Source organism: Streptococcus sp. CM6 (genome assembly GCF_000526095.1).
Taxonomy (GTDB): domain Bacteria; phylum Bacillota; class Bacilli; order Lactobacillales; family Streptococcaceae; genus Streptococcus; species Streptococcus oralis_BW.
Genome location: NZ_JATS01000019.1, coordinates 66,749 through 88,327 on the forward strand (window position 1 = coordinate 66,749; position 21,579 = coordinate 88,327).

Here is a 21,579-nt window from a genome sequence, read left to right on the forward strand (position 1 = left end):
TTAACTTCTTTTCAATGAATCATCATACTTTCTAAGTATACCACATTTGCTCCTAGTTGTGAAAGGGAGAAATACTTTTCCCATTGCAAAGGAAGCAAAAAAAAGGTACAATGTAACAAAATCAAGGGAGGTCTGGAATGAAGAAAGAAAGTAAATACCAAGCAGTCGTTTCCTTTCTCAAAAAAGGTATCGAATCAGGAAAATTTCCAACAGGTAGCCGGCTTCCCTCTATCCGTCAACTGAGCCAAGACTTTCACTGTAGCAAGGACACTATCCAACGAGCCCTGCTGGAATTACGCCATGAACAATACCTCTATGCCAAACCCCAAAGTGGCTACTATGTTCTAGAACAAGGACAGCACCAAGACTTGGAAATTGAAGTCACTGACGAGCATGCTAGTGCCTATGACGACTTCCGACTCTGCGTCAACGAAACCCTGATAGGCCGAGAAAACTACCTCTTCAACTACTATGATAACCAAGAAGGCCTTGAGGAACTCAGACAATCTGTCCATCAACTCCTCTTTGACCAAGCCCTCTACTGCAAACCCGACCAACTGGTTCTAACTTCTGGCACCCAGCAAGCTCTCTTTATCCTTTCTCAGATTAACTTTCCGAGCGAGGGAGCTGAGATTTTGGTTGAACAGCCGACTTACCACCGGATGAACCGCCTCTTGGTCGCTCAGGGATTAGCCTACCAGACCATTGAACGCCGAATTGATGGCATTAACCTTGAAGAACTGGAAGAACAGTTTAAATCTGGAAAAATCAAGTTTTTCTATACCATTCCTCGCTTCCACTATCCCCTAGGTCATTCCTATTCTGATCAGGAAAAAAGGGCTATTCTAGATCTAGCAAACCAGTATGGTGTTTACATCGTAGAGGATGACTATCTAGGAGATTTAGACCCTAAAAAAGGGCAGACCTTCCACTATCTGGACACTGAGGATCGGGTCATTTATATCAAGTCCTTCTCAACCAGCCTCTTTCCAGCCCTTCGTATTACCGCTCTCATTCTCCCAAATGCCCTAAAAAAGGCCTTTGTTTCCTACAAAAATATCCTAGACTATGACAGCAATCTCATCATGCAAAAGGCTCTCTCTCTTTACATCGATAGCCAGCTATTTGAAAAAAATCGACTGGCCCGTCTTACCCTTCAAGAGAACTATCAGACTCGGATGAAGGAGCTACTTGAAAAAAACACCTGTCCCTTGCCTTACTATCCTCTACATGATGGTCTTTTGCTTGATTTGAGAGACTATCCTAAAATCACCAGTTTAAAACACAGCTCACTCAAACTAGACTTTTTTGAGAAGGCTTATTTGGACGCCTGTCCTTATCAGTTTGCCAAAGTCTCTCTCGAAAATCTAGAAGAGTTATTAGAATACCTAAAAGCAGAATTGGATTAAAGTCCAACTCTGCTCTTTTCTTATTGTTCAACTTCTGTTAGTTTCGCTGCTTTTTCTAGATAGCTTTGATAGGTTCCGTCATCTTTTAGTTTTTGGATAACCTTATCGACTACTGCTTTCAAGTCTGATTGATTCTTCTTAATAGCAACAGCATTGGCTTCGCCATCTTTCATTGTCAAATTAACAGTTGCAACGGCAAGATCTGAGTTTTTACCTGCGTAGCTAAGAGCAACTGGTTCATCCATATGAACAGCATCCACTTTCCCAGCCTGCAATTCATTAACTGCTTCCCCCATATTGGTCAAGGATGTCAATTGGGCATTTGGCAATTGTTCCTTCACCATAGTTTCTGGAACGGTTCCCTTTTGAGCTGCGATATTGGCACTTGCAAGGCTTGAAAGATCCTTGTACTTGTCTAAATCGGCTTTTCTAACCAAGAAACTCATCTTGTTTTCATAGTAAGGGATTGAAAAGTCAAAGACTTCCTTTCTCTCATCTGTGGCACTAATTCCCGCAATGGCCAAGTCAGCCTTTCCAGTTTGAAGGCTGGTCAAAACGTTGTCAAAACTCATGCTAGAGATTTCAAGTTTAACCCCAAGCTCATCCGCAATCGCTTGAGCCATATCAATATCTGCCCCAACCACTTGGTTTTTACCATCTACCAAGGATTGGAATTCAAATGGTGCATAGTCTGGACTGGTCGCAACGACTAGCTTTCCTTTTTGTTTGATAGCGTCCACAGCAGACTGGGAGCTATCCGTTCCTGACTGGCAAGCTACCAAAACCATGCTGGCCAGCATGCTACACACAACTAATATCCATTTCTTAATTTTCATAAATAAACGACCTTTCTATTATTTCTGAATAATTATAACTCTTTTAAAAATACTTGTCAACCCTTTTAGAGATTTTGAATGTAAAATAATTCTTTTCATAAAAAGAAGACTGATTTATCACAATCAGCCTTTTATTCTGTATATTTAAACCGTTTCTTATAGCTCGACAATCTTCCCTGTTTCAAAGTAAACAACCCATTCACAGATATTTTTAGCGTAGTCTCCGATACGTTCCAAGAAGGAAATGACCTGGAAGTAATCACGACCTGTAACGATGGCTTCAGGATGTTTCTTAATTTCCTCTGTAGCCAAATCACGAATGCTATCAAAGTAATGGTTGATTTTTTCGTCCATCGCTGCTACTTCGTAGGCTTGATCCACCGAACCGTTCAGATAGAGATCTAGAGCCGCTTCGACGAAGTTTTTCACATCGCGTCCCATCTTTTTGATCTCTTCTTCAACTGCAGGAATGCGTTGTTCCCCCTTCATACGAATAGTTGCTTTTGCGATTGACACTGCATGGTCTCCCATGCGTTCCAGGTCTGATACTGCCTTAAGAACGGTCAATACAGTACGGAGGTCTTGAGAAACAGGTTGTTGAAGCGCGATCATTTCAAATGATTTCTTTTCGAGTTTCACTTCATATCCATTTACTTCTGCATCTTCCTCAATAACTTCTTTTGCCAAATCACGGTCATGTGTGACAAAGGCACGCACTGTACGATTGATTTGTGAGAGCACTTCTTGTCCCATGGCATAGAACTGGTTGTGCAATTTCTCCAAATCTTCTTCAAATTGAGATCGTAACATCATTCAACTCCTTATCCAAATTTTCCTGTAATATAATCTTCTGTTTCCTTGTTTTGTGGGTCTAGGAACATTTTCTTCGTATCGTTAAACTCAATCAAATCCCCATCTAGGAAAAATCCTGTTTTATCAGAGATACGAGAGGCCTGTTGCATCGAACGTGTTACCAAGAGCATGGTGTATTTATCTTTCAGACCATACAAGGTTTCCTCAATCTTACCAGCCGAGATAGGATCCAAAGCTGAAGTCGGTTCATCCAAGAGAATAATCTTGGGACTGGTTGCTAAGACACGGGCAACACAAACACGTTGCTGTTGGCCACCTGAGAGACCAATGGCTGAATCATGCAAGCGATCCTTGACCTCATCCCAGATAGAAGCACGTTGCAAAGCTTTTTCTACTGCTTCATCCAAAACATGTTTATCCTTGACCCCATTGATACGTAGGCCGTAGACAACATTTTCATAGATAGACATAGGGAAAGGATTGGGCTGTTGAAAGACCATACCGATTTCCTTACGCAATTCAACCGTATCGGTACGCGGACTGTAGATATTGTGACCATTATAAATCACTGTTCCAGTTGTTGTCACCTCAGGATTTAGATCGCCCATGCGGTTGATGGCTTTGAGCAGGGTGGACTTTCCTGATCCAGAAGGACCAATCAAGGCTGTTATTTCCTTAGGTTGGAAAGAAAGGGAAACACTATTCAAAGCCTTCTTTTTATTGTAATAAACGGACAGGTCTTTAACCTGCAAAATCGGTTCTGTCATACTGCTTCCTTTCTAACCAAAGTGTCCCGTTACATAGTCATTGGTAGACTGTAGCTTGGCATTTTGGAAAATATTGGATGTCTTATCATACTCAATCAAATCACCCAAGTAGAAAAATCCTGTGTAGTCACTTGCACGCGCAGCCTGTTGCATACTGTGGGTAACGATGATGATGGTAAAGTCCTTCTTCAATTCCAACATGGTTTCTTCCAGCTGGGCTGTCGCAATCGGATCCAAGGCTGACGCCGGTTCATCCATCAAGAGGATATCTGGCTTGACAGAGATGGCGCGAGCGATACAGAGACGTTGTTGTTGCCCACCAGAAAGCATCAAGGCTGATTTGTGGAGGTCGTCTTTGACCTGATCCCAAAGGGCAGCCTGTCTTAGAGAGGTTTCTACAATTTCATCAAGTACTTTCTTGTCCTTAACACCTGCACGTTCATGAGCAAAAGTGATGTTGCGGTAAATAGACTTGGCAAATGGATTTGGACGTTGGAAGACCATTCCGATATGCTTGCGCATCTCATAGACATTGATTTCTGGACGATTGACGTCAATCCCTCGGTAGAGGATTTGACCTGTGACCTTGGCAATATCAATGGTATCATTCATCCGATTGAGACTGCGAAGATAAGTAGATTTCCCAGATCCAGAAGGACCAATCAAGGCCGTAATTTTATTTTTTTCAAATTGCATATCGATGCCCTTAATGGATTCATTTTTACCATAGTAAACATGTAAATCCTTAGTAGAGAGGGCCACTTTTTCTTCAGGGAAGGTGATGATATGCTTTTCATCCCAGTTATATTTTGACATGGCTTCTCCTTTAGGCAGCGGTTAATTTCTTGTGTAAATAGCTTCCGAGTTTGCGTGCTCCAAAGTTAAAGATCAAGATAAAGATGAGGAGCACAGCGGCAGAACCAGCAGATACAATGGTAGCATCAGGAATGGTTCCTTCACTGTTGACCTTCCAGATGTGGACCGCCAAGGTTTCTGCTTGACGGAAGATTGAGATAGGACTGGTAACACTGAGGATATTCCAGTTAGACCAGTCAAGGGCTGGAGCGGATTGTCCTGCCGTATAGATAAGAGCGGCGGCCTCACCAAAGATACGGCCAGATGCCAAGACAACACCCGTTACGATACCTGGAAGGGCTTCTGGAATGACAACATGAACTACAGTCTCCCAACGAGAAATTCCAAGGGCCAGACCAGCCTCACGTTGTGTATGGTGAACGTGTTTTAAACTGTCCTCAACATTTCGAGTCATCTGAGGGAGGTTAAAGACCGTCAAGGCCAAGGCACCTGAAATGATTGAAAATCCATACTCAAACTGGACTACAAAAATCAAGTAACCAAAGAGACCTACAACGACTGATGGTAGAGAAGACAAGATTTCAATACAGGTTCTGACAAAATTTGTCACAGGTCCTTTTTTGGCATACTCAGCGAGGAAAACGCCAGCTCCAATAGACAGAGGAACAGAAATGATCAAGGTAATGACCAAAAGGAAGAAGGAATTATAGAGCTGAATCCCGATACCCCCACCTGCTTGATAAGAGGAGGATTTCCCAGTCAAGAAAGACCAAGAGATATGCGGTAACCCTCTCACCAAGATATAGAGAATCAAGGATGCCAAGATGGCAACGATGATACCCGCGATGGTATAGAGGACAGCTGTTGCAAGTTTATCTAATTTCTTAGCGTGCATAGTTTTTCTTTCCTCTTTCTTTCGTAATCAATTTAATCACACTGTTAAAGGCCAAACTCATCAAGAGCAAGACCAAGGCCAGTGACCAGAGAACGTTATTATCAACCGTTCCCATAACGGTATTTCCGATTCCCATTGTCAAAACAGATGTCAAGGTCGCAGCTGGTGTTGTTAACGAAGTTGGGATAACTGCTGAGTTCCCGACCACCATCTGAATGGCAAGGGCTTCACCGAAGGCACGCGCCATCCCAAAGACCACTGCAGTGAAAATACCTGAACGTGCTGCTTTCAAGGTCACACGCCAGATGGTTTGCCAGCGAGTGGCTCCCATAGCCAAACTGGCTTCACGGTAATGACGAGGAACAGCACGCAAACTGTCTGTTGTCATAAAGGTTACAGTTGGTAGGATCATGACAAAGAGAACGAAAATCCCTGACAAGATCCCAAAACCAGTTCCACCAAAGATGCTACGAACAAAAGGCACCACGACTTGCAAACCGATAAATCCATAGACGACTGAAGGAATCCCGACGAGGAGTTCAATAGCCGGTTGCAAAATCTTTGCCCCCTTTGGTGATACTTCTGTCATAAAGACTGCAGCTCCGATAGCAAAGGGTGTTGCGATGAGGGCTGATAAAATCGTCACAATAAAGGAACCCAAAATCATCGGAAGGGCACCAAATTGTTTCCCAGAAGGATTCCAAGTTTGTCCAAAGAGGAAATCAAAGATGTTGACCCCATTGACAAAGAAGGTCGATAAGCCTTTTTGGGCTACAAAAATCAAAATCATCGCCACAATGATGACAATCAAAGAAAGGCAAGTGAAGGTCAAACCTTTACCAAACTTCTCAAGGCGAGAGTTCTTTGAAGGAGAGAGTAATTTTTTAGATAATTCTTCTTGATTCATTATTGACCTCCTTCTACTGCTGTAACGGTACCTGAAGCATCCTTTTGGACTTTCATTTCATTGATAGAGATATAGCCCATTCCCTTAACAATCCCATTTTGGGCTTCATCTGAGAGGACGAAGTTCAGGAATTCAGCAGCTAACTCATTTGGCTGACCGAGTGTGTACATATGTTCATAAGACCACAAAGGCCAGTTGTTGGTCGTTACATTTTCAGACGTAGGTTCATACCCATTCAGTTTCATGCTTTTCACGGAATCATCTACATAGGCAAAGGCTAGATAAGAAATGGCTCCAGGAGTTTGGGATACAATGGACTTGACCATCCCGTTAGAATCCTGTTCTTGGCTCTGCATTGCCGCTTGGCCATTCATAACGACCGTATCAAACGTCGCTCGTGAACCAGAACTTGCTGCTCGGTTGATGATTGAAATTGCCAGGTCTTTGCCCCCAACTTCTTTCCAGTTGGTCACTTCACCTGTAAAGATTTTGCGAAGTTGCTCGGTTGTGAGATTTTCAACATCCACTTCTTTGTTTACAATCACTGCAAGACCAGCCACTGCAACCTTGTGGTCTACTAGAGCCGAAGCATCGATTCCTTCTTTTTCCTCTGCAAAGACGTCAGAGTTCCCGATGTCAACTGCTCCAGACTGGACTTGGGAAAGTCCTGTACCCGATCCTCCACCTTGAACATTGACTGTTTTTCCGATGTTTCTAGAACCGAATTCATCTGCTGCTGCTTCAACAAGAGGTTGAAGAGCTGTTGAACCAACAGCTGTCATGGATTCTCCACGATCAATCCAGCTAGCACATCCTGCTAGAGAACCTGCCATCAAAAGAGCTGCAAGAGACATGACGAGCTTTTTTCTTTTTTTCACTGTTATTCTCCTTGAACATAATGATAAATGTTCTGATTTCTTCCGTTTGTCCTGATCATCCAATTATCATCAATGATTGTCCCGCTTTATTTTATCTAGACATTCTTAGGAGCGGACAATTCCATCGTATAATATAAGCAATAATGAAAGACTATCAGAAAAAACTCATACTTCCACTATAACATAGAATAGGCTCTTTGACTAGCTTTTTCACTTGAATCTGAGCCCTTTTGGATAATAATTTTTCAAAACATTTCCCGTTACCTTGGCAAAGCCTAATCCGTTTCCTTGAACCACAACTTGGTACCAGCCATTTGGTCGAGCTTCAGACAATTGAACGGTCTCACCAGCCACATATTTTACAAAGTCCTCATCATTGATTTCGACACTTTGTTTTACTTGGTTTGGTTTCAAGGCCAAACCGAGAGCAAAGCTTGGTTCAAAACGTTTCTTCTTAAACGTCCCCAGATGGAGCCCATTTCGGGCAATTTTGAGTTTCCCTAGATCAGGTAGCATCTCTGGCAAGAGATAGAGTTGATCTCCAAAAGTCTGCAAGATACCAGTTAAGGACCTTTTGAGATGTTTTTGGGCAAAATCATGCCACAAGTTCTGCTGTTCCCGACTGAGATTGCTCTTGCTAGCTTTGAATTTGGGTGCTGGATTTTCTCCCTTAAACTGCAGGTGGGCAACAAACTGACCTTCTCCCTTGAAATGATGAGGATACATCCGCGCCGTTTCAGGAAGATCAATTCCTGCTACCATACCGTTCACATGCTCGACTGGAAGCAATTCAAATTCATAAGTATCCAGCAACCAGTGGACGATTTCTTCATTTTCCTCTGGTGCCCAAGTACAGGTCGAATAGACTAAACGGCCACCTTCTGCAAGCATGGTCACTGCATCTTCTAAAATTTCTCTTTGGAGACTAGCACATTGGCTAGGATAATCGGTACTCCAATAATCCATGGCATCTGGCTGCTTACGAAACATCCCTTCACCCGAGCAAGGTGCATCAAGGACAATCACATCAAAGTAACCTTTAAAAACCTTGGCCAAGCGGTCAGCAGATTCATTGGTTACGACAACGTTTGTCGCTCCAAATCGCTCCATATTTTCCACTAAAATCTTAGCCCGCTTACTTGAAATTTCGTTGGAGACAAGGACTCCTTGATTAACCAGATAAGCTGCTAGTTGAGTGGATTTTCCACCTGGTGCTGCCGCCAAGTCCAAGACCTTCATGCCAGGACTTGGTTGAGCTACCTGGGCCACCATTTGGGCTGCAGGCTCTTGCGAATAAACAAGACCTGTCGCGTGCTCTGGAGATTTCCCAGAAACTTTACCATAATACCCCCAAGGTGTATTGGGAATAGCATCCGCAAACGACAATTGACTTTCTTTTAAGGGATTGACTCGAAAAGCCGAAACCGCTTCCCGCTTAAAAGAGGCAAGAAAGTCTCTTGCCTCATCTTCTAGTATCGCTTCATATTTTTCAACAAATCCTTCTGGAAATTGCATTTAGTTCTCTTTCCTTTCGTAGATATAAGACTGAATCACTTCTTGCATCTCGATTGGCACCATCATGACAGGCTGACGCGTTTTAAAATCAGCGGGCTCACCTGATACTGTAAGAAGACGATAACCCAGACTTTCCCCTAAGATACTGGCCGCAGCGTAATCCCATGGCTGTAAGTAGGTAATATAAGTCAGAAGACGACCCGATAAAACCTTGGCAAAACTAATGGCCGCACTGCCGTAGACACGAACTCCCAACGCTGCTCGCCCCAAATCCGCCAGGCCCCACTCATTGCTTTCAAACATACCTGAGTTACCAGCAACCAGGAATTCTCTGAGGGGCTTCTTTTTAAAAGGCGGTAAGGGCTCATTATTGCGACAAGGAGGAAAGGCACCACCACCATGGTAACAATCACCTTTCATAACATCATAGATGATGCCAAATTTGCCCACACCATTCTCAAAATAAGCCAACATCACGGCAAAATCTTCCTGCTGGGCGACAAAGTTATTGGTCCCGTCAATGGGATCAATCACCCAAACGGAACCTTGACCGACTGCAGCACGTAAACAACCCTCTTCCGCGCAAATCAAGTCCTCAGGATAGGAGGACTTGATCCGTTCAACCAAGAGTTCCTGAACCTCCTTGTCCAAACGCGTCACCAAGTCTGTAGGCGAAGACTTGCGCTCAACCTGCAAATCTTCTTTCATGTGAGCCAAAATATAGGCAGCAGCTTCCTGCACAATCTGTTTGGCAAATTCAAATTTAGTTTCCAAGAGAAATCTTCCCTTCTCTTTTTTCTTTTGCTAATTGAACCGCATGATAGAAGGAATAACCGCTAACCGTCTCAAATTCGCGACCTAGGCGCTTTTCTTCACTTTTGCTTGGAACCACAGACTTAAATTCCTTATAGGAATCTAGCAGTTTTTTTGCTTCTACCTTATCTTCATAAGCAGCTTCAACATCATTAAAAAAAGAAAGCACTGAAGCAAGTTCTTCAGTGCTCCACGACAAATCTAGTGGGTAACTATACTGTTTGTTCATCTATCCAATACCAGCTCTCAATGTTGCTTCTTTCAATTCTTGTTTACGATAACTACGAGGGAGAAAAGCACGAATCTCATCTTCATTAAAACCGATCTGCATGCGTTTGGTATCTGTAATAATTGGGCGACGCAAAAGACTAGGATATTGCTCAATCAACTGAAGCAACTCCGATACCGAGATACTCTCTACATCAATATCTAATTTTTGAAAGATTTTTGAACGAGTTGAAATGATGTCATCAGTACCATTTTCGGTCAAGGAAAGAATATGTTGTAATTCTTTTCTTGTTAAAGGACTAGTCATAATATTATGCTCTTGAAAGGGCACTTTATGCGTCTCTAACCAAGCCTTTGCCTTACGACATGATGTACAACTCGGCGATAAAAATAGTGTAATCATGCTTTTCTCTTCTTTTATCTATACTTGCTATTTCTATTATACAAAAAAATAAAGCGCTTGACTAGGTATTTTTAGAAAAAAAGCCTATTTTTTCATAGAAAATAGACTGTTTTCTGTAAAAATTACCTGTTTTACAAGCTTATCTTTAGGATAACCTAACAATAAATAGGGAGCAGGGCAACTTCTCTCGTTTTTTATTAAAAATACAGAACTTTTTCCACTATTTCCTTGAAGCTTTAGCAAGAAGGAAACCAAACATTCCTTCATATAAAACAAAGAAAAGTACAAAGGCATGGAGAAAGAAAGTCTCTGGCAAAATCCAAATAACGGGATCCTTTGCTGGATCAAAAAGCCAGGTATCATCTCCCACAAAGAGAATCTGATGGAAAAGAGTAAAGAATTGCTCAAAACCAATCAACACTCCTACAAGCCCAATGACTAGAGGCAGTAGCACTAGAGCCAAGATACTTTTACGATATAGGGGTAGAAATCCTTTTTTCACAATCTTTCTAACAAAGAAATAGAAACTTGGTAATGTCACTAGGGCAACTAGCTGAACCAAGTGGAAGAGATTCTTCACCACCGCAAAATGGTGTAAGCCTGCAGCTGATGAACGAAAATCTGGCATCTCCAAGACCTGACTAAAGGGATTGGTCAGGTAATTCATCAAGATATGAAAGTTATACAGAATGGTTTCGGGCTTTAGATAGACTCGATTCGCTAAGTTCAGCCACTCAATTTCTAAAGGATAGAAAATCCATGCCAGATAAATGGTTAAGAGAATAGACAGGGAGAGGAGAAAGAGCATACTTCCCCAAAAGGTCAGTTTAGTTTTCATCAAAATTCCACTCCGCAAGGCTAGAAACTACATGAGTTGGTGCGATTGGCAAGTCCGCCACTTCTTCTGCTTTGGTAAAACCTGTGGTCACCAAGAGCGTTGGAATGCCATTGTCAATCCCTGCTCGAATATCAGTCAAGTAGTTATCCCCGACCATGAGCAAGTCTTCTCGATCTATACCCAGATGTTCCACGGCCTTTTCCATGATGATCGCATTCGGTTTTCCGATATATACTGGTTTGACCCGTGTAGCGACTTCAAGAAGTGTAATTAGTGAACCAGCACCAGGCAAGAGACCTCGTTCCGTCGGGATATTGAGGTCAGGGTTGGTTCCGATAAAGTGAGCCCCCTTTTGAATGGCTAGAGTTGCTGTCGCAAATTTTTCATAGTCAACTTGCCAGTCCAGTCCAACTACCACATAGGCTGGACTTTCCTTGTCTTCCACATAACCAGCAGCCTTGATAGCTTCCTTGAGCCCCGCTTCGCCGATGACATAGACTGTCTTTTCCAGTCCTAAGTCATTCATATAGTCGATGGTTGCCAAGGTTGCTGTGTATACAGTCGATAGAGGCGTGTTGATATTAAAATTCTGAACCAACATCTCTTGAACACTCTCAGGAGTTCGGGTTGTATTATTGGTCACAAAGAGGTAGGGAATTTCTCTTTTTTGTAACTCATGGACAAAAGCCTCACCCGCGGGAATTCTGTCTTTCCCCTTGTAAATGGTTCCGTCTAAATCAATTAAATAACCTTTATAAGCCATATCGCCCTTTCTAATTGCCTTCAATTTCTTGCCACGTAATCATAGCTTGGGCATTTATCTCGCCATCACTGATAATCTCATGCTTGCTTTCTAGTCCCTTGAGTTCATAAGCTGAAGCAATCATGCCACCTGGTCGCACTTCTTTTACATATTTGAGATTGATTTTCTTTGGAATATACTTGGTCAAAAAGTCTGCTCCCATAACCTCAAAAATCCAATCCAGATATTTGCTGTTATTGACATGACCATTCATATCCAAGTCGTAAAAACGAACATGGTAGTCTTTACTGATCGGGTCTTCTAGGTTAGCATACTTTGGCCCACGGATGAGTTTTTTATCAAACTCAGACTGGTAAGGCGCAACAATCTCCGGTTCGACAGCATGAACTTTACGACTATCTCTGTCCATGAGAACAAAGGTTGCTACCATGCGAATGATTTCTTGACCTGCTTCATCATAGATAGTGAAACGGCGGTAGCAAAAAAGACGATTGTAAGTCAATGCTTCTGTTTCAATCGTAATCTCCTCAGCAAAGCGAGGCAAGCGAACCACGTCAATCGCATAGTCTGTAATAATCCAGACCAGATTGTAACATTCCAAGACGTCCTTGTCACTGACTCCCAGCTCAATGGACTGCATACCTGATACTTGCAAGGACAGCAAAATCACATCTGGAAGTTTGATATGACCGTTCATGTCCGCCATATCAAAAGGAATTTTCATTTTCATTTGATAAGTTAAGCCCATTGTACTACTCCAAAATAAATCGTTCTGCTACAGTGTCTCCCAAGAAGAGACCCCTCTTTGTCATTCGGACACGATCACCGTCGATCTGCATGAGTCCTTGTTGAACCAAGTCTCTGATGATTTCGCCATAAAGTCCATCAAAGGACCGTCCAAATTTTTCCTCAAATCGCGCCATAGAAACCCCGAATTTTTTCCGGAGGCCTAGGAACATTTCTTCTTCCATCTGCTCCCTTTGACTCAGGTGTTCTTCTGTTATCCGAGCATTTCCTGCCTCTACCGCATTGAGATAGTGGCGGATAGGGCCGTGGTTTTTGTAACGCACCCCGTTCACATAACCTGAAGCACCCGCACCGATACCATAATACTCGGCATTATCCCAGTACATGAGATTATGGCGACTTTCAAAGCCAGGCTTAGAGAAATTGGAAATCTCATAATGCTCAAAACCAGCTCGCTCCAGTTCTGCGATGATGTACTCAAACATCTCTGCTTCTAACTCTTCCTTGGGTAGGGGCAACTTCCCTCGTCGCATGCGGTTCATAAAGACCGTATGGTTTTCCAAAATCAAGCTATAAAGGCTCATATGAGGAATATCAAGCGAGATAGCCTTAGCGACATTGTCCTTGACCTGATCCATAGTTTGACCAGGTAGAGCGTAAATCAAATCGATGGAAATATTGTCAAAACCGGCCAGTTTGAGGTGGTCGATATTTTCATAAATATCCTTCTCCAAGTGACTGCGCCCAATCTTTTTCAGCATTTTGTCATCAAAAGTCTGCACACCTAAGGAAACACGATTGACTGGCGAATGCCTCAAAACCGCGATTTTATCCGCGTCCAGATCACCAGGATTGGCCTCAATAGTCAACTCTTCCAAAACTGACAAGTCCAAGTTTTTAGTCAAGCCATCTAAGAGTACTTCTAATTGCGGAGCGGACAGAGCCGTTGGCGTCCCACCTCCAATGTAGAGAGTTCGTAACTTTTGGATATCATAAAAACGAAACTCCTCTAGCAAATGCTCCAGGTAACTATCTACTGGTTGATTCTTGATAAAGACCTTTGAAAAGTCACAATAATAACAAATCTGTGTGCAAAAGGGAATATGCACATAGGCGGACGTTGGTTTTTTCTGCATAGTACTTATTATACCACAAAGACAGGCTTGCAGATAAAAATCACCATCTCCAAAAACCAGAGATGGTGATGCATTATATTTCAGTAATATCAATGATAATTTCTTCTTGGCTTTCAGCGACGTCTGGAGTTTCTGACTGCTCCTGCCACTGCTCCTTGAGGTTGTTAAAGGTTTCCTTTGACGCTTCTGTCGCTTGTCGAGCACAGTTTTTAGCTTGGCCAAGGACACTATCAAAAGTGATTTCACCAGATTCTACTTGTTCCTTTGTTTTCAGAACAAAGTCCGTTGCCTGTTCCTTCACTTCAGTTAGTTTCTCACAAACCTGCTCTCTAGCATATTCTGGATCTTCTCTCAAATCATCTAGAAAATCCTGAGCTTGACTACAAACTTGCTTACCCTTGTCACTCGTCAAAAACAAAGCAAGAGCCGCGCCTGAAACCGTACCTAAAAGGATAGAGGATAGTTTTCCCATAAGATTTCTCCTTTTTTATTTTTTGAAAAATTTACTTGCGACACGAAGAGCGGACAAGCCTGCACCTGTTTTAATGGTCTTTGAACCAGCAGATGAAGCTTTTTTGCCTAAGACACGTGCATGTTGGTTGAGGTCAGATACTGACTCAGACAAGTCCGCCACCGCCGTAAAGAGTGGATCAATAGTCGCAACTTTGTCGTTAATATCGTCTGCTAACACATTAACCTTAGCCAACAATTCATTAGTCTGATGCAAGGTAACGTCCACATCTGAGCTCAATGTTTTGATGGTCTTCTCTGTCTCATCAATCATACGACCGGCTTTTTGAATCGTGATTGTCAAATAGACTAAACAGACAATCAAAGCAATCGCAACAAGTATATATGCAACTTCTAACATTTATTTTTCCTCCTCAGTATGATAGAAAGGGGCTTTCTTTCGATTTTGATAAAGTATGAAAAAAATACCGAGTCCGATAAGAACAACTGATAACCACTGGGAAACTCGCAGACCAAAGAACATGAGACTATCCGTCCGCATGCCTTCGATAATCATACGACCAAAGCCATACCAAATCAAGTAGAATGCCGTAATATGACCACGTCTGATTCCCTTTAATTTTCGTCTAAAAATCAGAATCAAAGCAAATCCAATCAGATTCCAAACCGACTCATATAAGAAGGTCGGCTGACGGTAGCTACCATCAATGTACATCTGGTCACGAATGAAGCCTGGCAAATAATCCAGACTATCTACTGCTGCACCGTAGGCTTCTTGGTTAAAGAAGTTCCCCCAGCGTCCTAAACTCTGGGCAACCATGACGCTCGGTGCTGCAATATCTAAGAAATCCCAAGTATTGATCAACTTTCTATCTGCAAAGATATAAAGGACAATAGCGCCCGCTATCAAACCTCCATAAATGGCCAAACCACCATTCCAGATGGCAATGATTTCACCTGGATTTTGCAGGTAATAATCTAAGCGAAAGAGTACGTAGTATAGTCTAGCACCTAAAATCGCAACTGGAAAAGCAATCAGAATGAAATCCAAAATATCATCTGACAGGATTTTCTTTTTAGGAGCTTCCTTCATGGCAAGGTAGACTGCCAAAACCAAACCAGCCACAATACACAAAGCATACCAACGAATAGAAAAAGGACCGATTTCAAATGCGACTGGATTAATCATTTTTCACCTCATTTTGAGCGATCAGACTTGTCAAGCGTTCTTCAAATAAACGTGTCGCATCAAAGCCCATTTCCTTAGCACGGTAGTTCATGGCAGCCGCCTCAATGACAACAGAAATATTGCGTCCTGTTTTTACTGGGATGCGGATACGTGGAATGGCTACACCAGAAATCTCGATTTCTTCAGCATTATTTCCTAAGCGATCGAAGGTCTTATGCGTATCATAATTTTCCAAATAAACTGCTAGTTGAACTTGTGAAGAATCCTTAACTGCACTTGCTCCGTAGAGACTCATCACATCAATAATCCCCACTCCACGAATCTCAAGTAAATGCCTCAAAATTTCAGCTGGCTCTCCCCAAAGGGTCATTTCGTCTTTTGCAAAAATATCTACACGATCATCTGCCACCAAACGGTGTCCACGTTTCACAAGTTCCAGACCAGTTTCACTCTTACCGATACCGCTATCCCCTTGGATCAAGACACCCATGCCATAAATATCCATCAAGACACCATGAACACTGGTCCGTTCTGCCAAACGAGAATCCAAATAGCTAGATAATTCTCCTGACAGGCGACTAGTAGCTGTTCGACTGGTTAAAATCGCAATCTTACATTCCCTGGCAGCTTTCAACATTTCTTCTGGAACTACTAAACCACGCGCAACAATAACCACTGGTGTTTCTGGTTGAAACATCTTGGTCAACACCTTATAACGGTTGTGAGAAGACATGGAGACTAAATAAGACCATTCCTTCATTCCCAACAGCTGAAGTCGCTCCGGAGTATAGTAATCAAAATAGCCTGTCATTTCAAGACCTGGTCGAGAAATGTCCGCAGTATTGATTTCTTTTTCAAGTAAATCGCCTTCACCATAAACAATGTCTAATCTGAGCTTTTCAATGACTTCTTTTACTAAAACCGACATAATTTCCTCCTTCAATCGAGTTCTCCCTACTATTATATCAAATTGTGGTAGGAAGTTTCCTTTTTTTGCAGGATTTACAGTATTTATTTGGAAAGAAAAAAGGCTAGACAAGTCTAGCCTTTCATTTCAAATTAGAATTTTTTACGTTTACGAGCTGCTTCTGATTTACGTTTACGTTTTACAGAAGGTTTTTCATAGAATTCACGTTTGCGTGTTTCTTGAAGAGTACCAGCTTTAGTAACCGCACGTTTGAAACGACGAAGTGCATCGTCAAGAGATTCATTCTTACGTACTACTGTTTTAGACATTTTTTTCACTCCCTTCAAGTTCAAGATCTATTCCATTCTACACACAAAGTGAATAATTGTCAAGAGAAAAGCAACCATAAACTTCTATTATTTTTACTTTCTTCTTTTGAAGATGAAATAAATCACTAAGATGCAGAGAATCAAGCCCAAAACAGCTGGTTTTACAATCGATATACCACTTCCTCCACTAAATAAAAGACTATGGGCAACCTTCAGAAACGCTCCGATCACTACTGTTGCTAATAATCCATACCAACGTCTACTCCATGTTAAGGATATAATCGCCGTAAAAAATGCTAGAATCGTCGCCAGAATGATAACTTTTTCAATACTCCATCCGCTCGTAAAATAAGTCTTCTCAAAATTCAAAAACTCAATTACTTTTACATCAACTATTTCCGGCTTTGGGAACCAAAACATGCTAGTAAATAGGCAAAATATAGAAAAGAAAATCAGGCTATAGGATTTTTTATAAGCTCCCATTACAATTGGAATAATAAAGAGAGGGCGAATATACCAACTCAGAGTATTCTGGTGTCTAGTAAACGCCCACTCAAAGAAGCTCGTATCTGATAAAAAAACGACAATGGTAGCAATCGTTAGAAACAAGAAAACAATCCCACCTATTTTATCTAACGTTTTTATTTTCATAACTTTTCCCTTCTTGAATTCATAAAATTAATCTATCCATGGCAGATTCCCACTAAGTGAATTATCAACCGCTAATCGTTTTAGTGGTAAAATATCAATGTTCTTCCAACCACACTTTTATTCTATTGTCAAGATATCTATTTGCTCATCGTTAACGATAATTGCTTGGTGGTTATGAAGCGGTAGCAATTCAAGCTGCTTTTTATACATTTCAAAGGTATTTTTGCTACTATCAGTAAAAGGTTCCTCACCATAATGTGGAAGGATGTAAAAATCCACTTCATCCAATCCCGTTGTATCAGATAACTCTGTCGCTACCGTCTTGTCGTCCATGAGTTTATTGTAGTCAATATCCTTGGCTGTAATGATAGCCCCTGCTGATTCTCCCACATAGATCAGCCCATCTCTTATTTGCTCTTTGATGAGAGATAGAAGTTGCTTTTTCTTTAATTCTTGCAATAAATAAAAGGTATTTCCGCCTGAGATATAAAGAATCTTACTTTGGAAAATCTTTGCCTGTGCAGTTTCTCGATCACAAGAAGCAATATCTAGAACCTCTATCTCAAATCCTAAATCTTTGAATGTTTGCTGAGCCTCATCGATATAGGCAGTATAATCCTCTTTGTTCCCAGCGGTAGGAATAAATAAAACCTTGTTTTCTAGATTCTTTTCCTTTGCATAATCGCTAAAAAGCTTTTTGACTCCAGCAAAGTATGAACATAAAAATAATTGTTTCATGATGTACCTCCATTAATTTTTAACAATTTTATAAAGGATCCATGATCCCTTTCTTTGACTAGTTACGAGCTCAAACCCTACCGATAACAAGAATCGTCTAAATGCTTCTTCGCTTTGAACCTCTGGTAAAAAGTAAGACAACTTGTTATATTCACAAACCAGTAAGAGCATCCCGTCTGATTTGAGTATTCTTCGAAGTTCCATAAAAGAAGCCTCTAGATCCTGCCAATGAAAATGAGTTTGAAAGGCTGTGATTAAATCAACACTTTCATCAGAAAAGCCTGTCTCCCTAACGTCTCTTCGTTCAAAATTTAGATTAGTCATCTCTACCTGTTTGGCTTGAGCTATTGCAGTATCTGAAATATCGATTCCAGTTATGGTACTTTGCGGAAAAGTTTCTTTCAGCAGGATGGTTGAACGACCATTCCCAACTCCTACATCTAAGATTACAGGGTAAAATGTCCTATCTAGATGACGAATTGCCCATACAAACATGGGGAGATAGGCTCGATCCCACAATTTCATCATTCGTTTTCCTAGAAAGCCCGAAGGATTCTTTGATTGCTGAATTAAGCGACTAAACAGAAACATTAAAAGTAAAAAACAAATAAAACCGATTATATAAATCAAAGTTCGAGCCTCCCCGTATAGCTATATTATACCACTTTAGCAGGATAGTGAACATTTGAAGTAAAAAGCCACTCACTCCAAAGAGCAAGTGGTTCTTGTCATTTTACTTTTCAAGCAAGCTGAGCGCTTCAGCATCCGCAATAATAGTCACATCAGGGTGGTTTTGTAGGCTACTTGCTGGGAGGTTCTCAGTCACTGGGCCTGATACTGTGCCAGCAATGGCCTCTGCTTTCGACTCACCGTAAGCAAAGAGAATAATTGACTTGGCATCCAAGATGTTTTTAATTCCCATTGAAATGGCTTGGGTTGGGACGTCTTCAATCTTGTCAAAGAAGCGAGCATTGGCTTCGATGGTAGACTGGTCTAGGTCTACAAGGTGTGTCTGGCTATCAAAGGCAGTTCCTGGTTCATTAAATCCGATATGTCCATTGCGACCGATTCCCAAGATTTGGAGGTCAACTGGATGGTCAGCCAAAATTTGATTGTAGCGTTCTACTTCTGCTTCAGCATTGTCCTTAATCCCACGAGGCAAGAAACTCTCTTTAAATGGTTTTTGGTTGAATAAGTGTTCTTGCATAAAGTGGCGGTAAGACTGAGGATTGTCTCCGTCAAGTCCTACATACTCATCAAGGTTTACACTGGTTAGATTTGAAAAATCAAGGTCACTCTCAACGATTTCCTTGTAAAACTCAAGCGGACTGCTCCCTGTCGCAAGTCCTAATGTTTGAGCACCATTGGCCAATTTTTCCTTCAAAATCTCAAAAGCAACTTTTCCACCTTCAACTTGATTTTCAACTTTAATAACTTTCATCTTTTCATCCTCCGTTTTAAACTATATTCATTATATGGTATAGACCAATTTTTGTCAAGTGAAAACGATTTAATTTCTAAAAAAAGAGCGCCCAAACTTGAAACATGTTATAATGGATAAGATTAGAACTTAGAAAGAATGATGAAAAAATGAATACAGCTGATTTTGATTTCCACTTACCAGAGGAATTGATTGCCCAAACACCCCTTGAAAAACGAGATGCCTCCAAGCTCCTCATCGTAAACCGGGAAACGGGAGAAATGCAGGATAAACACTTCCACTCCATTATTGATATGCTGGAACCTGGAGATGCACTCGTTATGAATGACACCCGCGTTCTTCCTGCCCGCCTCTATGGCCAAAAAGAAGAGACAGGAGGCCATGTGGAACTTCTCCTACTCAAAAATACTAGTGGTGATGAGTGGGAAGTTCTGGCTAAACCTGCCAAACGCCTCAAAGTTGGCACTCGTGTCAACTTTGGCGATGGTCGCCTCAGCGCTGTCGTTACGGAAGAATTGACCCACGGAGGCCGCATTGTCCGCTTCGAATACCAAGGAATTTTTCTAGAAGTCTTGGAAAGTCTAGGTGAAATGCCACTACCACCCTACATCCATGAAAAACTGGATGACCGTGAACGTTATCAAACCGTCTACGCTAAAGAAAGTGGCTCTGCTGCAGCACCGACTGCTGGCCTCCACTTCACCAGAGAACTGCTAGCAGAAATCCAAGCCAAGGGTGTCCATTTGGTTTATTTGACTCTCCACGTTGGTTTAGGAACTTTTAGACCTGTTTCTGTGGACAATCTGGACGAACACGAAATGCACTCCGAATTCTACCAACTTTCTGAGGAAGCAGCAGCCACTCTTCGCTCTGTTAAGGAAAATGGTGGACGCGTCATCGCTGTCGGAACCACCTCTATCCGCACGTTAGAGACTATTGGTTCCAAGTTTGACGGGCAAATCCAGGCTGATTCTGGCTGGACCAATATCTTTATCAAACCTGGTTACGAATGGAAGGTTGTGGACGCCTTTTCAACCAACTTCCATCTGCCAAAATCAACTCTCGTCATGTTGGTTTCTGCCTTTGCAGGCCGTGAATTAGTCCTAGATGCATACCAGCACGCTATTCAAGAACGCTACCGTTTCTTCAGTTTCGGTGATGCCATGTTTATCTATTAAGAAAATCCCTATTAGGAAACCTAATAGGGATTTTTCTAATCATTCCATACTAAACTTTGGATCTTTCAAACTCTGAACACTGGCATTGATAACTGCTCCGATAATCAAAATCTTAGCAATAAGAATAAACCAGAACATCATGACTACCACGATAATGGAACTGAAAAAACGGACATCAACTAGGTGATTAACATAGTTATTAAAATAAACAGAAAAGATATTCAATAAACCGATAAGAGTTAGCAAAACAAAGATACTTCCTGGTAAAACATAGCGGATTCGTGGTGTTTTTACTTTTGGAAGGAAATAGTAAATCATGACTAGAATGGCAAAGATCAAGGCATAGACCAGAGGGCCTGTAAAATCTTGCAGGTAGGAAAATAGCGGGCTGTCTGATTGCCAGTAAGTTTTGAGGAGGTTGAGCAACATGCGACCAAACATACTCAAAAACAAGGCTAGGGCAAAAAGAATCTGCAAGCCAAGGCTAACAAGCAAACTCATCAACTGATGGGAGATAATCCCTCGACTCTTGGTCACTCCATAGGCTTTATTAAAGGCTTTTTGAAGGAAATCCATTGATTTTGAAAAGGTCCAGAGTGCAGATAAAACGGCAAAACTCAACAAACCAGTTGATGGTTGAGTCAGAACTTCTCGGACAATCTTGGCGACCACATCATACACCGTATCAGGCAAAAATTCCTTGATCGTAAGTAAGAAATTTGAGACCGGAATCTGAAAATAAGGCAAAATATTGACCATTATCATTAGCAAAGGAAAGATTGAAATCAACCAATAGTAGGCAACCGCAACACTGGTCAACTCACTATCAGATGCTTGATAATAATGCAAAAAAGCTTTCAATAAGGGCCTGTCCATCAGCTCTTTCCACCACTTTTTCATCTTCCATCCTC

The 21,579-nt window shown here is 41.7% G+C and carries 27 protein-coding genes; 2 read left to right on the forward strand and 25 right to left on the reverse strand.

Features of this window, described 5'->3' with window-relative positions:
• Positions 1-137 precede the first annotated feature (137 nt).
• A complete protein-coding gene (locus HMPREF1516_RS06465; protein WP_033585616.1) occupies positions 138-1,409 on the forward strand; it encodes an aminotransferase-like domain-containing protein in 1,272 nt (423 codons plus the stop codon).
• A gap of 20 nt (positions 1,410-1,429) precedes the next feature.
• Here the strand turns inward: HMPREF1516_RS06465 and HMPREF1516_RS06470 are convergent, their stop codons facing one another.
• The 24 genes from HMPREF1516_RS06470 to HMPREF1516_RS06585 all read right to left on the reverse strand — a co-directional run bounded on the left by HMPREF1516_RS06470 (position 1,430) and on the right by HMPREF1516_RS06585 (position 19,490).
• Complete coding sequence (locus HMPREF1516_RS06470) at positions 1,430-2,245, reverse strand: ABC transporter substrate-binding protein (protein WP_002878473.1); 816 nt, start codon at positions 2,243-2,245, stop codon at positions 1,430-1,432.
• A 156-nt stretch (positions 2,246-2,401) separates the two neighbouring features.
• Positions 2,402-3,055, reverse strand: a complete 654-nt coding sequence (gene phoU / locus HMPREF1516_RS06475) for a phosphate signaling complex protein PhoU (protein ID WP_000946475.1) — start codon at positions 3,053-3,055, stop codon at positions 2,402-2,404.
• An 11-nt stretch (positions 3,056-3,066) separates the two neighbouring features.
• On the reverse strand, positions 3,067-3,825 hold the full coding sequence (gene pstB / locus HMPREF1516_RS06480) for a phosphate ABC transporter ATP-binding protein PstB (RefSeq protein WP_000138669.1): 759 nt from the start codon (positions 3,823-3,825) through the stop codon (positions 3,067-3,069).
• Between the two features lie 12 nt (positions 3,826-3,837).
• Entirely contained in the window at positions 3,838-4,641 is an 804-nt protein-coding gene (gene pstB, locus HMPREF1516_RS06485; RefSeq protein ID WP_000049851.1) for a phosphate ABC transporter ATP-binding protein PstB, read from the reverse strand.
• Positions 4,642-4,651: 10 nt separating this feature from the next.
• Positions 4,652-5,536: a phosphate ABC transporter permease PstA gene (pstA, locus tag HMPREF1516_RS06490; RefSeq protein WP_000543048.1), complete on the reverse strand. Its 885-nt coding sequence runs from the start codon at positions 5,534-5,536 to the stop codon at positions 4,652-4,654.
• Positions 5,526-6,443 carry a phosphate ABC transporter permease subunit PstC gene (gene pstC, locus HMPREF1516_RS06495; RefSeq protein WP_001070950.1) on the reverse strand — a complete coding sequence of 306 codons (918 nt, stop codon included), beginning with the start codon at positions 6,441-6,443 and terminating at the stop codon, positions 5,526-5,528. Before pstC ends, pstA begins: the two co-directional genes overlap by 11 nt.
• Positions 6,443-7,321 carry a phosphate ABC transporter substrate-binding protein PstS gene (locus HMPREF1516_RS06500; protein WP_000746360.1) on the reverse strand — a complete coding sequence of 293 codons (879 nt, stop codon included), beginning with the start codon at positions 7,319-7,321 and terminating at the stop codon, positions 6,443-6,445. The genes pstC and HMPREF1516_RS06500 overlap by 1 nt, the downstream gene beginning before the upstream one ends.
• 210 nt (positions 7,322-7,531) lie before the next feature.
• Entirely contained in the window at positions 7,532-8,836 is a 1,305-nt protein-coding gene (locus HMPREF1516_RS06505; protein WP_001160243.1) for an RsmF rRNA methyltransferase first C-terminal domain-containing protein, read from the reverse strand.
• Positions 8,837-9,610 (reverse strand): inositol monophosphatase family protein, encoded by a 774-nt coding sequence (locus HMPREF1516_RS06510; RefSeq protein ID WP_025169597.1) that lies wholly within the window; start codon positions 9,608-9,610, stop codon positions 8,837-8,839.
• On the reverse strand, positions 9,600-9,878 hold the full coding sequence (locus tag HMPREF1516_RS06515; protein WP_001041960.1) for a UPF0223 family protein: 279 nt from the start codon (positions 9,876-9,878) through the stop codon (positions 9,600-9,602). The genes HMPREF1516_RS06510 and HMPREF1516_RS06515 overlap by 11 nt, the downstream gene beginning before the upstream one ends.
• Positions 9,879-10,280, reverse strand: a complete 402-nt coding sequence (locus HMPREF1516_RS06520; protein ID WP_002875821.1) for a Spx/MgsR family RNA polymerase-binding regulatory protein — start codon at positions 10,278-10,280, stop codon at positions 9,879-9,881. It abuts the gene before it with no gap.
• Between the two features lie 220 nt (positions 10,281-10,500).
• Positions 10,501-11,118 carry a TIGR01906 family membrane protein gene (locus tag HMPREF1516_RS06525; protein WP_000850614.1) on the reverse strand — a complete coding sequence of 206 codons (618 nt, stop codon included), beginning with the start codon at positions 11,116-11,118 and terminating at the stop codon, positions 10,501-10,503.
• Entirely contained in the window at positions 11,108-11,881 is a 774-nt protein-coding gene (locus tag HMPREF1516_RS06530; protein ID WP_000323540.1) for a TIGR01457 family HAD-type hydrolase, read from the reverse strand. The genes HMPREF1516_RS06525 and HMPREF1516_RS06530 overlap by 11 nt, the downstream gene beginning before the upstream one ends.
• A gap of 10 nt (positions 11,882-11,891) precedes the next feature.
• Positions 11,892-12,629: an acyl-[acyl-carrier-protein] thioesterase gene (locus HMPREF1516_RS06535; RefSeq protein WP_000524793.1), complete on the reverse strand. Its 738-nt coding sequence runs from the start codon at positions 12,627-12,629 to the stop codon at positions 11,892-11,894.
• A gap of 4 nt (positions 12,630-12,633) precedes the next feature.
• Entirely contained in the window at positions 12,634-13,764 is a 1,131-nt protein-coding gene (gene hemW, locus HMPREF1516_RS06540) for a radical SAM family heme chaperone HemW (RefSeq protein WP_033606107.1), read from the reverse strand.
• A gap of 73 nt (positions 13,765-13,837) precedes the next feature.
• Complete coding sequence (locus HMPREF1516_RS06545) at positions 13,838-14,236, reverse strand: YtxH domain-containing protein (protein ID WP_000517393.1); 399 nt, start codon at positions 14,234-14,236, stop codon at positions 13,838-13,840.
• A 15-nt stretch (positions 14,237-14,251) separates the two neighbouring features.
• On the reverse strand, positions 14,252-14,635 hold the full coding sequence (locus tag HMPREF1516_RS06550) for a DUF948 domain-containing protein (protein WP_000895025.1): 384 nt from the start codon (positions 14,633-14,635) through the stop codon (positions 14,252-14,254).
• Positions 14,636-15,424 carry a prolipoprotein diacylglyceryl transferase gene (gene lgt / locus HMPREF1516_RS06555; protein WP_000609724.1) on the reverse strand — a complete coding sequence of 263 codons (789 nt, stop codon included), beginning with the start codon at positions 15,422-15,424 and terminating at the stop codon, positions 14,636-14,638.
• On the reverse strand, positions 15,417-16,352 hold the full coding sequence (hprK, locus tag HMPREF1516_RS06560) for an HPr(Ser) kinase/phosphatase (RefSeq protein WP_000115137.1): 936 nt from the start codon (positions 16,350-16,352) through the stop codon (positions 15,417-15,419). Before hprK ends, lgt begins: the two co-directional genes overlap by 8 nt.
• Before the next feature lie 131 nt (positions 16,353-16,483).
• Positions 16,484-16,660, reverse strand: coding sequence for a 30S ribosomal protein S21 (gene rpsU, locus HMPREF1516_RS06565; protein WP_000048054.1), 177 nt, complete (start codon positions 16,658-16,660; stop codon positions 16,484-16,486).
• Positions 16,661-16,753: 93 nt separating this feature from the next.
• Positions 16,754-17,311, reverse strand: coding sequence for a hypothetical protein (locus HMPREF1516_RS06570; RefSeq protein WP_000695593.1), 558 nt, complete (start codon positions 17,309-17,311; stop codon positions 16,754-16,756).
• Between the two features lie 117 nt (positions 17,312-17,428).
• On the reverse strand, positions 17,429-18,049 hold the full coding sequence (locus tag HMPREF1516_RS06575) for a Type 1 glutamine amidotransferase-like domain-containing protein (protein ID WP_000811173.1): 621 nt from the start codon (positions 18,047-18,049) through the stop codon (positions 17,429-17,431).
• A 12-nt stretch (positions 18,050-18,061) separates the two neighbouring features.
• Complete coding sequence (locus HMPREF1516_RS06580; RefSeq protein WP_033606108.1) at positions 18,062-18,679, reverse strand: class I SAM-dependent methyltransferase; 618 nt, start codon at positions 18,677-18,679, stop codon at positions 18,062-18,064.
• Between the two features lie 103 nt (positions 18,680-18,782).
• Entirely contained in the window at positions 18,783-19,490 is a 708-nt protein-coding gene (locus HMPREF1516_RS06585; RefSeq protein WP_000864599.1) for a glucosamine-6-phosphate deaminase, read from the reverse strand.
• Between the two features lie 149 nt (positions 19,491-19,639).
• Here HMPREF1516_RS06585 and queA point away from each other — a divergent pair, with 149 nt between their 5' ends.
• Positions 19,640-20,668 (forward strand): tRNA preQ1(34) S-adenosylmethionine ribosyltransferase-isomerase QueA, encoded by a 1,029-nt coding sequence (gene queA, locus HMPREF1516_RS06590; RefSeq protein ID WP_033606109.1) that lies wholly within the window; start codon positions 19,640-19,642, stop codon positions 20,666-20,668.
• Positions 20,669-20,707: 39 nt separating this feature from the next.
• Here the strand turns inward: queA and HMPREF1516_RS06595 are convergent, their stop codons facing one another.
• A complete protein-coding gene (locus HMPREF1516_RS06595; RefSeq protein WP_033606110.1) occupies positions 20,708-21,568 on the reverse strand; it encodes a YihY/virulence factor BrkB family protein in 861 nt (286 codons plus the stop codon).
• Positions 21,569-21,579 lie beyond the last annotated feature (11 nt).

Coding starts and splice junctions, on each gene's coding strand:
- HMPREF1516_RS06530 (WP_000323540.1), bottom strand. CDS start 11,881: ATGGCTTATAAAGGTTATTTAATTGATTTAGACGGAACCATTTACAAG.
- HMPREF1516_RS06525 (WP_000850614.1), bottom strand. CDS start 11,118: ATGAAAACTAAACTGACCTTTTGGGGAAGTATGCTCTTTCTCCTCTCC.
- HMPREF1516_RS06575 (WP_000811173.1), bottom strand. CDS start 18,049: ATGAAACAATTATTTTTATGTTCATACTTTGCTGGAGTCAAAAAGCTT.
- pstB (WP_000049851.1), bottom strand. CDS start 4,641: ATGTCAAAATATAACTGGGATGAAAAGCATATCATCACCTTCCCTGAA.
- pstA (WP_000543048.1), bottom strand. CDS start 5,536: ATGCACGCTAAGAAATTAGATAAACTTGCAACAGCTGTCCTCTATACC.
- HMPREF1516_RS06465 (WP_033585616.1), top strand. CDS start 138: ATGAAGAAAGAAAGTAAATACCAAGCAGTCGTTTCCTTTCTCAAAAAA.
- HMPREF1516_RS06585 (WP_000864599.1), bottom strand. CDS start 19,490: ATGAAAGTTATTAAAGTTGAAAATCAAGTTGAAGGTGGAAAAGTTGCT.
- pstB (WP_000138669.1), bottom strand. CDS start 3,825: ATGACAGAACCGATTTTGCAGGTTAAAGACCTGTCCGTTTATTACAAT.
- queA (WP_033606109.1), top strand. CDS start 19,640: ATGAATACAGCTGATTTTGATTTCCACTTACCAGAGGAATTGATTGCC.
- hprK (WP_000115137.1), bottom strand. CDS start 16,352: ATGTCGGTTTTAGTAAAAGAAGTCATTGAAAAGCTCAGATTAGACATT.
- HMPREF1516_RS06545 (WP_000517393.1), bottom strand. CDS start 14,236: ATGGGAAAACTATCCTCTATCCTTTTAGGTACGGTTTCAGGCGCGGCT.
- HMPREF1516_RS06520 (WP_002875821.1), bottom strand. CDS start 10,280: ATGATTACACTATTTTTATCGCCGAGTTGTACATCATGTCGTAAGGCA.
- lgt (WP_000609724.1), bottom strand. CDS start 15,424: ATGATTAATCCAGTCGCATTTGAAATCGGTCCTTTTTCTATTCGTTGG.
- HMPREF1516_RS06505 (WP_001160243.1), bottom strand. CDS start 8,836: ATGCAATTTCCAGAAGGATTTGTTGAAAAATATGAAGCGATACTAGAA.
- HMPREF1516_RS06535 (WP_000524793.1), bottom strand. CDS start 12,629: ATGGGCTTAACTTATCAAATGAAAATGAAAATTCCTTTTGATATGGCG.
- HMPREF1516_RS06550 (WP_000895025.1), bottom strand. CDS start 14,635: ATGTTAGAAGTTGCATATATACTTGTTGCGATTGCTTTGATTGTCTGT.
- pstC (WP_001070950.1), bottom strand. CDS start 6,443: ATGAATCAAGAAGAATTATCTAAAAAATTACTCTCTCCTTCAAAGAAC.
- hemW (WP_033606107.1), bottom strand. CDS start 13,764: ATGCAGAAAAAACCAACGTCCGCCTATGTGCATATTCCCTTTTGCACA.
- HMPREF1516_RS06595 (WP_033606110.1), bottom strand. CDS start 21,568: ATGAAAAAGTGGTGGAAAGAGCTGATGGACAGGCCCTTATTGAAAGCT.
- phoU (WP_000946475.1), bottom strand. CDS start 3,055: ATGTTACGATCTCAATTTGAAGAAGATTTGGAGAAATTGCACAACCAG.
- HMPREF1516_RS06515 (WP_001041960.1), bottom strand. CDS start 9,878: ATGAACAAACAGTATAGTTACCCACTAGATTTGTCGTGGAGCACTGAA.
- HMPREF1516_RS06470 (WP_002878473.1), bottom strand. CDS start 2,245: ATGAAAATTAAGAAATGGATATTAGTTGTGTGTAGCATGCTGGCCAGC.
- HMPREF1516_RS06570 (WP_000695593.1), bottom strand. CDS start 17,311: ATGAAAATAAAAACGTTAGATAAAATAGGTGGGATTGTTTTCTTGTTT.
- rpsU (WP_000048054.1), bottom strand. CDS start 16,660: ATGTCTAAAACAGTAGTACGTAAGAATGAATCTCTTGACGATGCACTT.